Below are 14,706 nucleotides of genomic sequence, written 5' to 3'. Positions count from 1 at the left end.
GTGGCGCAGGGCGGGGGGCGCGGAGCGGAGGACCCGGGCGGCGCCGCGCCAGCGCCGAGCGCCGAGGCAGCGCCGAGCGCCGAGGCAGCGCCGGGCGCCGAGGCAGCGCCGAGCGCCGAGGCAGCGCCGAGCGCCGAGGCAGCGTCGAGCGCCGAGGCAGCGCCGAGCGCCGAGGCAGCGCCGAGCGCCGAGGCAGCGCCGAGCGCCGCGCCAGCGCCGAGCGCCGAGGCAGCGCCGAGCGCCGCGCCAGCGCCGAGCGCCGAGGCGGCGCCGGAGAGCGCGCTGCCCCCGCTCGTGCCGCCGACGATCGCGCACTTCATCGGCCGCCGCCCGCACCTGCGCGCCCTGCGCCGCGCCGCCGAGGCGCTCTTGCTGGAGCGGCCCATCTGCGTGCTCGTCCGCGGCGGCGCGGGCATGGGCAAGAGCGCGCTGATCCACCACTTCCTGATGGGGCTCCGCCACGACAGGGGGCCGGTCGTCCTGCGGGGGCGCTGCGCGGTCGGGTCGACCGAGTCCTACAAGGCGTTCGGGGGCGTCATGGAGTCGCTGTGCCGCTTCCTCCGGCGCGTCTCCGCCGAGGAAGCCGAGCGGCTCCTGCCGCGCGACGTCCGCGCGCTCGTCCGGGTGTTCCCGGCGCTCTCGCGCGTGCCCGCCGTCGCGTCGGCGCCGCGCGTGAGCGAGTCGCCCGACGCGCAGGAGCTGCGGCAGCGCAGCTTCGCGGCGCTCCGGCAGCTGCTCTGGCGCGTCGCCGAGCGCAGCCCGCTCGTCGTGGCGATCGAGGACCTCCAGCTCATCGACGCCGACAGCGTGGCGCTCCTGCTCGAGGTCACGCGCCCGCCCGACGCGCCCGCGATGATGTTCCTCGGCAGCTACCGGACCGAGGACGTCGCCGCGAGCGCGCCGCTCCGCGCGCTGCTCGACGGGATGGGGGTCGCGTGTCCGGCCCCCGCCGCGGCCGAGCCCGCCTCCCTCGACCTCGATCGGGCCCCGCCGCCGCGCCGGGACGGCGAGCTGCGCCAGATCGAGGTCGGGCCGCTCTTGCCGCTCGAGGCGGAGGAGCTCGCGCTCGCGCTCCTCTTCGCGCGCGACGAGGGCACCCGCGCGCGGGCGGACGCCATCGCCCGCGCCTCCGGGGGCAACCCGCGGCTGCTCGGCGAGCTCGTCCGCGATGCGCAAGAGCCGGCGGGCGACATGGGCGCGCGGGGCGACGCCGCGTGGGAGCGGGCGCTCGGGGCGCGCCTCCACCGCTTGCCGGAGCAGGCGCTCCGGCTGCTCGAGGTGGTCGCCGTCGCCGGGGAGCCGATCGACGCGGCGGTCGCCGCGCGCGCGGCGAAGCTCGACGGCGAGGAGCGCGCCCCGGCGATGGCGCTCCTCCGCGCCGAGGATCTGGTCGTCGCGCGGCCCGCCGGCGAGGGCGAGCTCGTCGAGGCGTCGCACGATCTCGTGCGCGCGTCCGTGGTCGGCCGGCTCGGTCCGGAGCAGCTCGCGGGGCGGCACAGGCGGCTCGCGCGGGCGCTCGAGGCGCTCGGGACGGCGGACGCCGAGACGCTGTCGCGGCACTGGCTCGGCGCGGGCGACGGGGCGCGCGCGGGGCGGCTCGCGGCGGTCGCGGCCGAGCAGGCGGCCGAGGCGCTCGCGTTCGAGCGGGCGGCGCGGCTCTACGAGCTCGCGCTCGGCCTGCTCCCGCGCGGCGCGGATCTCCCGGAGGCGGAGCGGCGCGCGCTCGAGGTGCGGAGCGCCGACGCCCTCGTCAACGCGGGCAAGGGCGCGGAGGCGGCGCGGCTCTACGCGGCGGCTGCGGAGGGGGACGACAGCGCGCGGTCGCTCGATCTCCGCCGCCGCGCCGCGGAGCAGTACCTGCGGAGCGGGCACATCGACGAGGGGCTGGAGCACGTGCGCGCCGTGCTGGCGGCGGTCGGCCTGTCGTTCCCGGAGACGCCGCGGCGCGCGCTCGTCGCGCTGCTCCTGCACCGGGCGGAGCTGCGCCTCCGGGGCCTGCGGTTCCGCGAGCGGCCCGAGGCGGAGGTGCGCCCGGAGGATCTCGCGCGCATCGACGCCTGCTGGACGGTGACGGTGGGCCTGTCGGCGGTCGACATGGTCCGCTCGGCCGAATTCTCGGCGCGCGCCCTGCTGCTCGCGCTGCGCGCCGGCGAGCCGTACCGCATCGGCCGCGCGCTCGCGTTCGAGGCCTCGTCCGCGTGCATGATCGGGTCGCCGGGCCGGGCGCGCGCGGAGGAGCTCGTCGCCGCGGTGCGCGCGCTCGCGGAGCGGCTCGACAGCCCGCACCTCCTCGGCCTGTCGATGATGGTGTCGGGCATGCTCGAGGCGTTCACGGCGGGCCGCTGGAGGGCGGCGTCCGACTGGTACGAGCGGGCGGACGAGATCTTGCGCGACCGGTGCGCCGGCGTCGCCTGGGAGCTCGTGACGACGCAGCTGATGGCGTCGTGGATGCGGTACTACCGCGGGCAGATCGACGCGCTCGCGCGGACGATGCCGGCGGTGCTCCGGGGGGCCGAGCAGCGGGGCGATCGCTACGCGGCGGCGATCTTCGGCGCGCAGGCGGCGTGGGTCTCGCTCGCGTCGGACGACGTGGCGGGCGCGCGCAGCGCGGTCGCGGGGGCGCTGTCGAGGTGGACGACGTCGGGGTTCCACCTCGAGCATTTCGTGGGGCTGCTCGGCGAGACCTACGTCGACCGTTACGCCGGCCGCGCCGGCGCGGCGCTGAGGCGGCTCGCGGAGGCGTGGCCGAAGATCGAGGGCTCGATGCTGCTGATGATGCAGAACAGCCGGGTGATGGCGCACGTGGAGCGCGCGAGCACGGCGCTGGCTGCGGCCGAGGGCGCGGCCGAGCCCGAGCCGCTGATCCAGGCGGCGCTGCGGGACGCGGCCGCGCTCGCCCGGGAGAGGACGGCGTGGTCCGACCCGTTCGTGCCGCTCCTCCGGGCGGGCGCGGCGGAGCTGCGCGGCGAGCGGGACGAGGCGATCGCGCAGCTGGAGGCGGCGGCGGCCGGGTTCGACGCGGCGGACATGCCGCTCTACGCCGCGGCGGCGCGGCGTCAGGCGGGCGAGCTGCTCGGCGGCGAGAAGGGGCTGCAGCGGATCCTCGTGGCGGACGCGGTGATGGCGCGGGAGCGGATCAAGAGCCCGGCGCGATGGGCGGCGATGCTGGTGCCGGGGTTCGGGCGGAGGTAGTGCCGGGGGGGCCGAGGAGGATCGTCCGTCATGACCGCGCGTGGGAGCCTGCTGGAATCTCCGTCGATCGTCCTGATCACGGGGCTCATGGCCTCTGGAAAGTCGACGGTCGCCCAGCGGCTGGCCGAGCGGCTGCCGAGGAGCGTGCATCTGCGGGGCGACGTGTTTCGCCGCATGATCGTCGGTGGCCGCGCCGAGATGGGCTTCGAGCTCTCCGAGGAGGCCGAGGGGCAGCTGCGGCTCCGGTACCGCATCGCGGCGGCGGCGGCCGACCTGTATCTCGAGGCCGGGTTCACCGTCGTCCACCAGGACATCATCCTGGGCGCTGGGCTCGTCGAGGTGGTGCGGAGCTACGCGCATCGTCCTCTGCACGTGGTGGTCCTCTGCCCGCGTCCCGCCGTCGTCGCGGCGCGGGAGGCGGGGCGAGCGAAGCGCGGGTATCAGGACGCCTCGGCGGTCCTCGATTTCGACCGCGTATTGCGCGAGGCGACGCCGCGGCTGGGCCTGTGGCTGGACACATCGGATCTCACGGTCGACGAGACCGTGGACGAGATCCTGGGGCGCCTGGGGGATGCGCGCGTGGACGGTGCGGGCAGCTCGTAGCAAGGCGGGCGGACTGGACCGCAATGGCGCGGGCGCTGTGGGACAAGAGAGGGGCTCGTCTCTCAGTCCGAGCTGCTGCCCGGCAGCGGTCCGAAGCGCTTTTCGTACTCCGCGAGCCGAGCGGCGAGCCGCTTCGCCTCGTCGGCGGCGGCGCGGGCCTGCTCTTCGGCGGCGCGGGCTTGCTCTTCGGCCGTCGGCAGCACGCGCCCCTGGGCATCGAGCCAGCGCAGCCAGCCGGCCTCGAGGCCGAGATACGTGCCGTGGCGTACCCCGAGCCGCAGGCCGAGGCAGGCGCTCACGACATCGCCGTTCGCCTCGGGGGGCACCGGCGCGTAGGACCGCGTGGCCCGATCGAGCGCGTAGGCCTCGAGCGCGCCCGAGAACGGATCGAACAGGTAATACTCCGGTACATGCAGGAGCTTCGCGTAGACGCGCATCTTTTCGCCGCGATCGACGGCTTCGGTGCTCTCGGAGAGCAGCTCGATCACCACGTCGGGCGTCCTCCCGTCCTCCTGCCAGACGACCCATGATTTGCGCTCGCGTCGGTTTGTGTCGAGCACGACGAACACGTCGGGGCCGCGGAAGTCGTTCTTCTTCGCCTGCAGCTCGCTGAAGTAGATGGCCATGTTGCCGGCGACGTACACGTCGTCGCGGTCGTGCCAGAAGAGCTTCAGCACCTCGATGAGCATGTCCATCTGTGCGCGGTGGCGCTCGGACTCCATCGGCTCTCCATCGTCGTACGGGAGCTCGTCCTCGCCGGGCGGGGGAATCGGGATGGGAGAGTTCTCGCTCTGGAAGGGCATACGTCGCTCCGGACCGCAGCCTACCGCGTCGCGCCCGCGAGCGCAGCCGGCCGGTCAGCTCGGGAGTGCCCCCCGCGCGTCTCCCCCTCTCCGCGCACCGCCAGCACGACCTCGTGCGCCTCCGTCTTCCCCGGGATCTCCCACCGCTCGATCATCCGCCGGATCGCCGCCTCCGGCACCGCCGCCTCCCGCGCCCGGTTCTGCGCGAACAGCACCGTCCGAGGCACCTCCACGTAGACCACGCGGATCCTCGCCCCGTAGTCCGCCGCCATCTGCAGCACGGGCCCGCGCCGCTGCCGCGACAGGTTCGTCGCGTTCCACACGAACCGCTCCCCGCGTCGGAGGTGCTCCTTCGCCCGCTCGCGCGCCGCCTGGACCACCTGTCCCTGGGTGTCGGTCGGATCGATCTCCAGCTCGCTCCGCAGCGCGTCCAGCGAGACGACCGGCCAGTCGGCGAAGTGGCTCCGGACATACGTGTCCTTCCCGGCGCCCGGCAGCCCGCTCATCACCACGACCTCGGCGCGCGTGTCGTCATAGACCTCCACGTCCGGGGGGCGCCCGCCGGCGGGGTCGGAGCGGAAGTACACGAATCGCGTGTGATCCGAGGCGAAGGCGCGCGGCCCCCGGTAACACCCCTCCTCGCGGCAGAACTCGCGGAAGAGCTCGATATTGTCCACCACGCGGCCCATGTCCGCGCAGACGCGCCCCCGGATGTCGGCCTCGGCCACGAGCGCGAGCAGATCGCAGCGCGCGTGGAGGCTGATCTCGGCGGCCACGCGCTGCGCGTCGCCCCGCTCGATGAGATAGAACGGGATCTGGTGGTAGCGCACGAGCGCGCACACGTGCTCGCGCAGCGCGAACGGCGCGCCGAGCTCCCAGAGCAGGCGGCGCGCGAGCAGCTCCCCCGCGCGCGAGTGGCCCTTGGCCGTGATCCGACCGCCCTCCTCGCGCGTCGTCGCCGGCTTCGCCACGTCGTGGAGCAGGCACGCGAGATAGACGACGCGCTGCTCCTCCGCCGGCAGCGCCCGCCACTCGGGCAGCCCGAGGAGCGTCTCCAGCACCATGCGGGTGTGAATCCAGACGTTGCCCTCGGCGTGGTGGATCGGGTCCTGCGGGCAGCCCTCGAGCGCGCGGACCCAGTCGAAGACCTGGAGCTCGTCCCAGGGGACACGCGCCGGATCGGGCGTGAGGAGATCGAGGAGCGAGGACGCGGCGAACATGGTGGAGCACCCCCTGGCGAGCGCGCTGGACGCGGCGCGCAGCGCGCGAGGACCGTAGCATGTCCGCGCCTTTCGGCCGGTGCTACCCTGGCGCCGTCATGTCCGCCAAATACCCGCGCTCGTTCCACCTTCCGTGGTCGCCCGGCGGCACGTCCGACGACAAGAGGATGGCCGACGTGTCGGGCCTGCTCGGCGTGGAGATCGTCATCACCGAGAAGTGCGACGGGAGCAACCTCACGTACACGCGGAAGAGCGTCTTCTCGCGCTCGCACTCGGGCCCTCCGTCCCACCCGAGCTTCGACCTCGCGAAGGCCACCCACGCGCGTATCGCTCACCTGCTCTCGGAGGGCACGTCGGTCTTCTGCGAGTATTGCTATGCGGTCCACTCCATCGAGTACGAGGCGCTGCCGGGCTATTCGTTGGTCTTCGGCGTGCGCGACGACGCGCGGGGGCTCTTCTGGGAGTGGGACATGGTCGTGGTCCAAGCGAACGATCTGGGGCTCCCCACCGTGCCTGTCCTGTTCCGGGGCCGCGTCGAGGATGGGTGTGAGCTCGAGGCGCTGACGAGCGCGCTCGCGCGTGAGCCTTCGGCGTTCGGCGGCCCGCGCGAGGGGGTGGTGGTGCGGGTCGCGGGCGAGTTCCCGGACGCGGCGTTCCAGCGGTGCCTCGCCAAGTGGGTGCGGCGCGGGCACGTGCAGACGGACGAGCACTGGATGCACCAGGAGATCCGGCCGCAGCGGCTCTCCGCAGGGCCGGCGGGAGGACCGCTGCCCTAGACTGGGCCGCCGGCGCGGCTACCGCCGTGAGGCCAGCGCCGCGAGCCGCGCGCAGAGCCCTTTGCGGAGCGATCCGGCGCGTAACACGCTGCGGACCTCGCCGTCGTTGCGGCCGAGGACCCGGAGCACGGTCGAGAGGCTCATGGCCGAGGAGTCGCTCACTACCCCGCTGACGCTCAGCCGTCGAGGAACCGCTCCAGCTCCGGCCCGAGCAAGGCGGGCTCGATGTGGTGCGTGGCGCCCGCGATCGTCACCGCCCGTCCGCCGGGCAGCCGCGCGGCGAGCGTCTCGGCGACCTTTCGCATGACCGGCGCGCCCGCGTCGCCGGCGATCGCCAGCGCCGGCTGGCGGACCTCCGCGAGCGCGGCGGTGATGCGCCCGTCGGCGACGATCGTCGCGTCGTAGATCAGGGTGTGCGCCATCGCCTCCAGCGCGGGGCGGAACGGGGCGTGCCTGAGCTGGGCCACGACCTCGTCGGGGATCCCGACCATGCGCCGCTGGAAGTACTCCACGGCGTCGCCGCGACGCCCGGCCGCGACCAGCGACGCCAGCGCCTGCGCGTGCTCGGCGGGCTGGGCGGGCGGCGCCTCGTAGAGCGCAAGCCGCGTGATGGCCAGGCCGCGCGCCGCGGCGGCGAGCGCGAGCAGCGCGCCGGAGGAGTAGCCGAAGACGGCCGCGGCGCCGCCCGCGGCCTGGATCACCGCGTCCAGGTCCTCGATCTCGCGGTCGATCGCGTATGTCGCCGCGTCGCCGCTGTCGCCGCGCCCCCGGCGATCGTAGGCGATCACGGTGAACCGCCGCGCCAGGTACGCCGAGAGCGGCGCGCCCGTCGTCCGGTCGTTGAACGCGCCCATCACCAGGATCACCGGCGCCCCCTGCCCGGTCTGGTCGAACGCGATGGTGGTGCCGTCCCTGGAGGTCGTCTTCTTCATCTCGGGTCTCCTTTCCGCGGTCCTGCCGCGTAGACCCGAGGCGGCGAAAAACTAATCGGTGAGGCTCGCCGGCAGCCGGAACCCGGCGCACAGCTCGGCTGAAAACGTCATGATCTCCGCGATTTGGCCGTCAGAGACGCGCAGCACGTGGACGCCCGACAGCCGGAGCTCCGCCTCGCCCTGCGGGCGCAGGTAGGCCGCCGCCGCCGGCTGCCGGTTGGCGCCGACCGGCACCATCCTGAACGCGCGCCCCTTCCAGCGGGGCGGGAACAGCGCGAGCAGGTTGGCGATCGCCGCGCGGCCGTCGAACCAGAGCGGCGCGGGCGGCATCGCCCAGCGCGCGTCTTCGCGCAGGAGCCGGGTCAGCTCGGCGGTGTCCCCGTGCTCCCACGCGTCCATGAACACCTTGAGCGCGGCGCGCTCGCCATCCGTGGCCGGCGCGCCGGCGGCCGCGTCCGGCGCCCCGGCGGGGAGGCGCTCGCGCAGCGTCGCGCGCCCCCGCTGGAGCGCGCTGGTCACCGACGGGACGGTCAGCTCGAGCAGCGCCGCGATCTCGGCCGCCGACCAGCCCACCACGTCGGACAGGATGAGCGCGGCGCGCTGGCGCGGCGGCAGGTGCTGCAGCGCGGCCAGGAACGCCAGCGCGATGGTCTCGCGCGCCTCCACCGCGGCGTCGGGCGGCGGCCCGGCGTCGAGCAGGTCGTCCGGGAACGGCTGGAGCCACGGGACCTCCGGCGCCCACGACGGCGTGGAGCGCGCCTCGGACGGCGGCGTCGCGGCGGTGACCGGCGGCGCCAGGTCCTGCGGCACGACCCGCCTCGGGGCGCGCTCCAGCGCGTTCAGGCAGGCGTTCGTGGCGATGCTGTAGAGCCACGTGCGGAACAGCGAGCGCCCCTGGAACCCCTCGCGGCCGCGCCAGGCGCGGAGCAGGATCTCCTGCACCATGTCCTCGGCCTCGTCGAAGGAGCCGAGCATGCGATAGCAGTGCGCGCGGAGCCGGCGGCGGTAGCGCTCGCTCAGCGCGGCGAACGCCGCGTGGTCTCCGGCGCGCGCCGCGGCCAGGACGGCCGCCTCCTCGTCTTTGCCAGGGTCCGCCGGCATTCTCGTCACGTCCGTCGACACGTTCGACAACGAACGCCCCTTTCTCGGCAACAACAAGAACCTATCTCAATAACAACAACATCTTCGGTGAGATCCGAGCTGCCCTGAGGAGCGGGTATCGCGCTCGACACGCCGGCGGGCTCGCTCATTGCTCCACGAGGACGAGATCTCCTGCCCGGCGCGGCGCGACCTCGTAGGTCTCCTCGTACTGCGCGGCGAGGCCGGTCACCTCGATGGCCAGGCCGACCTCGAGCGACGTCGTGTCGATGACGGGCTGGCCGTCCACGACATGCACGTAGACCTGGACCTCGCCCGAGCCGTCGTCGATGTATACCTGGAAGCCGTAGGGCTGCTCGTCCTCCACGGCCGTGGTCACGCTGCCGCGCACGCGGACCAGCATCCCCTCGACGGGCTCTCCGACGTCGCCGGTCATCACGTCCGTCGGCTCGACGGATTCGGTCCCATCGAGCACCGTGACCGAGGCCGCCTCGGCGTTGAGCACCGTCTGCTCGGCCGTCTGCCCGAGCCGCCCCGTGACGCGCACCCGGGCATCGAGGCCGAACTCGAGCGCGTCGGGCAGGCTCACGTAGATCCCCCCGGTGGCGTCCTGGAGGGCGAAGCCCTGCTCGCTGGTCGCCGAGCTGAAGGTGCCGGGCGCGACCGTGGCGAAGCCCTCGACCGTCGCCGTCGAGCCCTCGGCCAGGGCGCGGGCTTCGGCGACGGTGACCACGGCGTCCTGGTCCGGAGCGGGGGACTCGTCTCCGCCGGAGCTGCAGGCCGTCGTCGCGAGGAGGCCTGTGACGGCGATCGAGGCGAGAGCGCGGATCGTTAGGTGTCGACGCATTCCCAGCTTCCTACTGTTGCCGCGCTCGGGGGACAAGACATCTCCCCATCGATGACGTACCTACACGTCCAATAGCTTACCTATGCATCTGCACCGTCAGCCCGAGCTGCCGGGCGATCCCATCGTGGATGCCCGAGCCGCCATGTCGTCCCCGAGGGCGACGGCGTGGCGCTGGCAAGCTCGGCGGCTGTTGCGGTCTCTCCCGTCCTCGTCCGGCGCATGCGAGCGCGTGCTCCTGCGGGTTTCTCTCGCGCTCCGCCCCCGGGGCCTCGACGTCCCCCGCCCGCGGCACGAGAATCACCCCGGTGAGCCGCCTTGCCGTCTCCTGGCTTTCTTCTCTCGCCGTCCTCGCCGCCGGATGCCATCCCGGCGGCGGATCGCGCAACGACGACGGGTTCCCGGCCCGCCTGGCGCGCGGCTGCCGGAGCGAGCCCGACTGCCTCGTGCTGGAGCTCGAGGCGCGGGCCCGCGTCGACCAGTGCGCGTCGTTCTGCGAGGGCGCCGAGGCCGATCTGCGGGCCGCGAGCGCCCTCGTGGCCCGCTACCGGCACGAGCGCGAGGCGCGCCAGGCGCGGATCGAGGCGCAGCGTCAGGCCGACGAGGCCGCGGAGGCCGAGCGCCGCCGCGCCGAGCTCGAGGCCGCCGAGGAGGCGCGCCGGCAAGAGGAGGCGGCCCACGCCGCCGAGCTCGAGCTCGCTGCGAGCGAGCTCGCCTGCGCCCAGCAGGGCGACGCCGCGGCCTGCGACGCGCTCCTCCGCCACCTCGCCGGCGCCGCCCCACGCGACGAGCGCGCGGCCCAGGTGCGCGCGTCGCTCGTGAAGGGCCGGCGGCTGATCGCCGAGCGCGAGGCTGCGATGGCGGCCGAGGAGCAGCGCGAGGCCGAAGGCGCGCCCGCCCCCGCGCGACGGGGCGGCGGGCCGTCTGCGCCGGCGCGACCGCGGCCGGCGTCCGAGGGCCGCGTCTGCTGCTGCGATGGCACGCTGTCGCCGACCTGCACCTACGTGAAGCGGGGTTGCTGCTCCCACCACGGCGGCGTCTGCGCATGCCCCTAGTCGCGGGCAGAGTCCCGCCAGGACGTTCGCTCGGAGGGCTAGGAGCCGTGAGCCGCGGAACGTCACCAGATGCGCGTCGTGGACCACGCGGTCACGGCGTTCAGGATTTCCGCTGCCGCTCGATCTCGGCGCGCAGGCGCTGCTCCTGCGCGCGCAGCTCAGGCGTGAACTCCTCGCCGAAGTCCTCTGCCTCGAAGATCGGTCGAATCTCGAGCTCCCATTCCCCGCTGGGCATATAGTCGGCGCAGCGCCTGGCCCACTCGACCGCCTCGTCCAGCGATTTTACCTGCCAGATCCAATATCCGCCGACGAGCTCCTTGGTCTCGGCGAAGGGACCGTCGATGAGCGTCTTCTTGCCGCCCGAGATGTGCAGGCGCTTGCCTTTGCTGCTCGGGTGTAGCCCCTCTCCGGCGAGCATGACACCGGCCTCGACGAGCTCCTCTTTGAACTTGCCCATCTCGGCGATGACCTTCTCGTCCGGCATCACCCCCGCCTCGGACTCTCTCGTGGCCTTGACGAACACCATGACTTTCATCGCGCTCTTCTACCTGGTTTGAGGCTGCTTCGTCAGGACGACATGGGTGGCGTGGTCCGTGGAGGCGTGCTCCGTGCACCTGTAGCCGAGGCTCACCGTATCGATGCCGGCGAGGAGGTGCTCGCCCCGGCCGAGGAGCACGGGGGCGATCACGAGGTGGATCTCGTCGAGCAGCCCGGCGGTGAGGTACTGGCGAACGGTGGCGACTCCACCGCCGAGTCGGACATCCTTGCCCTGGGCCGCCTCCTTCGCGCGCTCCAGCGCGGCATGGATGCCATCGGTCACGAAGTAGAAGGTCGTCCCGCCCTCCATCGTGATGGGCGCACGAGCATGGTGCGTAAGCACGAAGACGGGTACGTGGTAGGGCGGGTTCTTGCCCCACCATCCCTTCCAGCTGTCGTCGGACCAGGGGCCCCGCTCCGGCCCGAACATGTTGCGGCCCATGATCCAGGCGCCGATGTTCTCGAAGCCGCGCGCGGCGAAGTCGTCGTCGACGCCTTCTCGGCCGACCCGGTCACCGATCAGCGATCCAGCGAAGTCGGCGCTCATTCTCTGGAACGTCTTCGTGCCGAGGACCCACTGGTGCAGCGCCATCCCTCCGACGCCCATCGGATTGGCCAGATCTTGGGCGGGACCGGCGCCATGCCCATCGATGGAGATTGCAAATGCATTTACCCGAAGCCTCGACATGAGCCTGACCCCTTTCGGCACAGGCATCGCCTGCGCCCCTTCTGACCACGGTTCTTCTGAAGTGGCGACGAACGAGCCACGGCCGGATCGACACGCCGACGAACTTTTCTTTCGCCGGGCGGTCGTCACATGAAAGCACTGTCCTTTCAAAGATTTAGGGGGCCAGGCGGCGGACCGCCGCCCCCACGACCGCGAGCGTCGTGGAGCGGCAGAGGCCGCGGTGGGGCGGGCTCGCACCACCGCGGCACCCGCGCCTGCCCCAGCCGCCCTGCGCGCACCCAGGCGGGCTCTGCGCCTGCCCCTGCATGCCCGCCAACACGCGCAGTCGCGGCGCTCCTGTGAACCTGGTGTTTCCTTGATGTTCTACGTACCGTTCTGGCTCGCCGCCGCGGGCGGCGTCTCTGCGCTTCGTCTCCGCGCTCCCAGGAGGGTCCATGGCCGTCGCCGACTCGCAGTCCGCTCATCCCCAGAAGATCGATCACTCTCCCGAGGCCGTCGAGCGGCGGGTGGCGGACGCCCTCGCCGCGCTGTCGCTCGAGCAGAAGGTCCGCCTGCTGACGGGCGCCGACTTCTGGAGCACCTACCCCGAACCCTCCATCGGCCTGCGCCGCATGGTCGTCTCGGATGGCCCGGTCGGCGTGCGCGGCGAGCACTGGGACGAGCGCGACCCCTCGGTGAGCCTCCCCTCCGCCACCGCCCTCGCCGCCACCTGGGACGAGGCCCTGATCGAGCGCCTCGGCGCCCTCCTGGCCTCCGAGGCGCGGCGCAAGGGCGTCGACGTCGTCCTGGGGCCGACGGTCAACCTGCACCGCAGCCCGCTCGGCGGCAGGCATTTCGAGTGCTTCTCCGAGGATCCGCTGCTCACCGGCCGGATCGGCGCGGCCTACGTCCGCGGGCTGCAGGCCCACGGCGTCGGCGCCACCCCCAAGCACTACGTCGCCAACGACTCCGAGACCGAGCGGTTCACCGTCGACGTCCGCGTCGACCAGCGCACGCTGCGCGAGCTCTACCTCGCGCCGTTCGAGCGGATGATCGCCGGCGCGCGCGCGTGGCTCGTGATGGCCTCGTACAACGCGGTCAACGGGACCACCATGACCGAGAACGCCCTGCTCGATTCGCCGCTCAAGGACGAGTGGGGCTTCGACGGCGTCGTGGTCTCGGACTGGTTCGCGACCCGCTCCACCGAGGCCGCGGGCCGCGCGGCCATGGACCTCGCCATGCCAGGCCCGGAAGGGCCGTGGGGCCAGGCGCTCGTCGCCGCCGTCCGGAGCGGCGCCGTGCCCGAGCAGGCCATCGACGACAAGGTCCGCCGCCTGCTCCGGCTCGCCGCCCGGGTCGGCGCCCTCGAGGGCGTCGCGCCGGCCGCGCCCGCGCCGGCCCAGCTCCCCGCCGCCGAGGCAGCCCGCCTCGCCCGCGAGACCGCCGCGGCCGGCATGGTGCTCGCGCGCAACCACGGCGACGCGCTCCCCCTCGACGCGGCCAGCCTCCGGCGCGTCGCCGTGATCGGCCCGAACGCCGCGCAGGGCCGGATCCAGGGCGGCGGCAGCGCCAGCGTGCACCCGCACTACGCGGTCTCGCCGCTCGACGGGCTGCGCGCCGCGCTCGGCCAGCGCGCCGAGGTGCTCCACGCCGTCGGCGCCCGCATCCACGAAGGCCTCGTGCCCGTGGCCGGAGACCAGGTGCTCGACCCCGCGACCGGCGAGAACGGCGTGCGCGTGCGGCTCCTCGACGCGAAGGGCAACGTCGTGCACGAGGAGCATCGCGGCGTGGGGCGCCTCACGTTCATCGGGGACGAGCGCGCGAAGCGGGCCGCGACCATCGAGGTGACGGCGCGGTTCCGCGCCGCCGAGGCCGGCCGTTACCGGATCGGCGTGGCCGGCGTGGGCGCCTACCGCCTCACCGGCGGCGGGCAGGTCCTCGTCGACGAGGCGATCGCGCCGGACAAGGACGACCTCGCCGCGGCCCTGCTCGCCCCGCCGCACCGGGCGGCCGAGCTGTCCCTCGCCGCCGGCCAGGAGCTCGACCTCGCCCTCACGCACTTGGTCCAGCCGGGCGCGATCGCGGTGGCGTTCTCCCTCGGCGTCGAGGTGCCCGCGCCGTCCGACGACGAGGAGCTCGCGCGCGCCGTGGAGCTCGCGCGCTCGTCCGACGTGGCGATCGTTGTCGTCGGCACCACCGAGGCGATCGAGAGCGAGGGCTTCGACCGGAGCACGCTCGCGCTCCCCGGCCGTCAGGACGCGCTGATCAGCGCCGTCGCGGCGGTGAACCCGCGGACCGTCGTCCTGGTGAACTCGGGCGGGCCGGTGGCCATGCCCTGGCGCGACGAGGCGGCCGCGGTGCTCCTCACGTGGTTCCCGGGCCAGGAGTTCGGGAGCGCCGTCGCCGACGTGCTCCTCGGCGCCGTGGAGCCCGGCGGCCGCCTGCCCACGACGTGGCCGGCGCGCCAGGAGGACGTGCCCGTGCTGTCGACGAAGCCCGAGAACGGCAAGCTGATCTACGCCGAGGGGCTGAACATCGGGTACCGGGCGTGGGCCCGCGCCGGCGTCGCCCCGGCCTACCCGTTCGGGCACGGCCTGGGCTACACGCGCTGGGAGATCCTCGGGATCGACGCGCCGCCGAGCGTCGCCGCGGGCGAGGCGGTCGAGGCGCGGGTGCAGGTGCGCAACGTCGGGCCCCGCCGCGGTCGCCACGTGATCCAGCTCTACCTGTCGCGGCCGGGCTCCGAGGTCGAGCGCCCCGTGCTCTGGCTGGCCGGCTTCGCCTCCGTCGAGGCCGAGCCCGATCAGACGGTCGAGGTCGCCGTCACCGTCGAGCCGCGGGCCTTCGCGCACTGGGCGGCGGGCCGCTGGCAGGTCGAGCCCGGCGTGTTCACGCTGCACGCGGGGCGCTCGGCCACCGCCCTGACGCGGCAGACCGCGGTGAACGTGGACGCCTGAGCGCGCGCCGCCCGGCGCCGGC

Annotated in this window: 12 protein-coding genes; 5 read left to right on the top strand and 7 right to left on the bottom strand. The window is 73.9% G+C overall.

Translation table 11 applies throughout. The features are described 5' to 3' along the window. Both NQZ70_RS40855 and NQZ70_RS40850 read left to right on the top strand, forming a co-directional pair. Entirely contained in the window at positions 1 to 3,192 is a 3,192-nt protein-coding gene (locus NQZ70_RS40855; protein ID WP_272826594.1) for an AAA family ATPase, read from the top strand. A gap of 30 nt (positions 3,193 to 3,222) precedes the next feature. Then, positions 3,223 to 3,795 (top strand): AAA family ATPase, encoded by a 573-nt coding sequence (locus NQZ70_RS40850; protein ID WP_129579050.1) that lies wholly within the window; start codon positions 3,223 to 3,225, stop codon positions 3,793 to 3,795. Positions 3,796 to 3,857: 62 nt separating this feature from the next. Here NQZ70_RS40850 and NQZ70_RS40845 read toward each other — a convergent pair whose 3' ends face one another. Together NQZ70_RS40845 and NQZ70_RS40840 are read right to left on the bottom strand one after the other, a co-directional pair. After that, positions 3,858 to 4,598 (bottom strand): Uma2 family endonuclease, encoded by a 741-nt coding sequence (locus NQZ70_RS40845; RefSeq protein WP_129579049.1) that lies wholly within the window; start codon positions 4,596 to 4,598, stop codon positions 3,858 to 3,860. 20 nt (positions 4,599 to 4,618) lie between these two features. Beyond that, the gene (locus NQZ70_RS40840) at positions 4,619 to 5,818 is read right to left on the bottom strand and encodes an AAA family ATPase (RefSeq protein WP_237244509.1); all 1,200 of its coding nucleotides are present in this window, start codon (positions 5,816 to 5,818) and stop codon (positions 4,619 to 4,621) included. A gap of 59 nt (positions 5,819 to 5,877) precedes the next feature. Between NQZ70_RS40840 and NQZ70_RS40835 the strand changes: the two genes are divergently transcribed. Continuing rightward, complete coding sequence (locus NQZ70_RS40835; RefSeq protein ID WP_237244508.1) at positions 5,878 to 6,594, top strand: RNA ligase family protein; 717 nt, start codon at positions 5,878 to 5,880, stop codon at positions 6,592 to 6,594. A 176-nt stretch (positions 6,595 to 6,770) separates the two neighbouring features. Here the strand turns inward: NQZ70_RS40835 and NQZ70_RS40830 are convergent, their stop codons facing one another. The 3 genes from NQZ70_RS40830 to NQZ70_RS40820 form a co-directional block, all read right to left on the bottom strand. Next, complete coding sequence (locus tag NQZ70_RS40830; protein ID WP_129579047.1) at positions 6,771 to 7,526, bottom strand: alpha/beta fold hydrolase; 756 nt, start codon at positions 7,524 to 7,526, stop codon at positions 6,771 to 6,773. Between the two features lie 51 nt (positions 7,527 to 7,577). Continuing rightward, positions 7,578 to 8,627 (bottom strand): RNA polymerase subunit sigma-70, encoded by a 1,050-nt coding sequence (locus tag NQZ70_RS40825; protein WP_129579046.1) that lies wholly within the window; start codon positions 8,625 to 8,627, stop codon positions 7,578 to 7,580. Between the two features lie 145 nt (positions 8,628 to 8,772). Next, complete coding sequence (locus tag NQZ70_RS40820) at positions 8,773 to 9,471, bottom strand: DNA-binding protein (protein WP_237244507.1); 699 nt, start codon at positions 9,469 to 9,471, stop codon at positions 8,773 to 8,775. 305 nt (positions 9,472 to 9,776) lie between these two features. Between NQZ70_RS40820 and NQZ70_RS40815 the strand changes: the two genes are divergently transcribed. Next, positions 9,777 to 10,523 carry a hypothetical protein gene (locus NQZ70_RS40815; RefSeq protein ID WP_129579045.1) on the top strand — a complete coding sequence of 249 codons (747 nt, stop codon included), beginning with the start codon at positions 9,777 to 9,779 and terminating at the stop codon, positions 10,521 to 10,523. A gap of 100 nt (positions 10,524 to 10,623) precedes the next feature. Here the strand turns inward: NQZ70_RS40815 and NQZ70_RS40810 are convergent, their stop codons facing one another. Together NQZ70_RS40810 and NQZ70_RS40805 are read right to left on the bottom strand one after the other, a co-directional pair. Then, the gene (locus tag NQZ70_RS40810; protein WP_129579044.1) at positions 10,624 to 11,058 is read right to left on the bottom strand and encodes a YciI family protein; all 435 of its coding nucleotides are present in this window, start codon (positions 11,056 to 11,058) and stop codon (positions 10,624 to 10,626) included. A 9-nt stretch (positions 11,059 to 11,067) separates the two neighbouring features. After that, positions 11,068 to 11,748, bottom strand: coding sequence for a dihydrofolate reductase family protein (locus tag NQZ70_RS40805; protein WP_129579043.1), 681 nt, complete (start codon positions 11,746 to 11,748; stop codon positions 11,068 to 11,070). Between the two features lie 434 nt (positions 11,749 to 12,182). On the opposite strand from NQZ70_RS40805, the gene NQZ70_RS40800 reads away from it, so the two are divergent. After that, the gene (locus NQZ70_RS40800; protein ID WP_129579042.1) at positions 12,183 to 14,684 is read left to right on the top strand and encodes a glycoside hydrolase family 3 C-terminal domain-containing protein; all 2,502 of its coding nucleotides are present in this window, start codon (positions 12,183 to 12,185) and stop codon (positions 14,682 to 14,684) included. Positions 14,685 to 14,706 lie beyond the last annotated feature (22 nt).

Origin of the sequence: Sorangium sp. So ce836 (genome assembly GCF_028553905.1) — a bacterium.
Classification (GTDB): domain Bacteria; phylum Myxococcota_A; class Polyangia; order Polyangiales; family Polyangiaceae; genus Sorangium; species Sorangium cellulosum_D.
The sequence above is the reverse complement of the archived record's forward strand: the minus strand, read 5'-3'. Positions and strand labels throughout refer to the sequence as shown.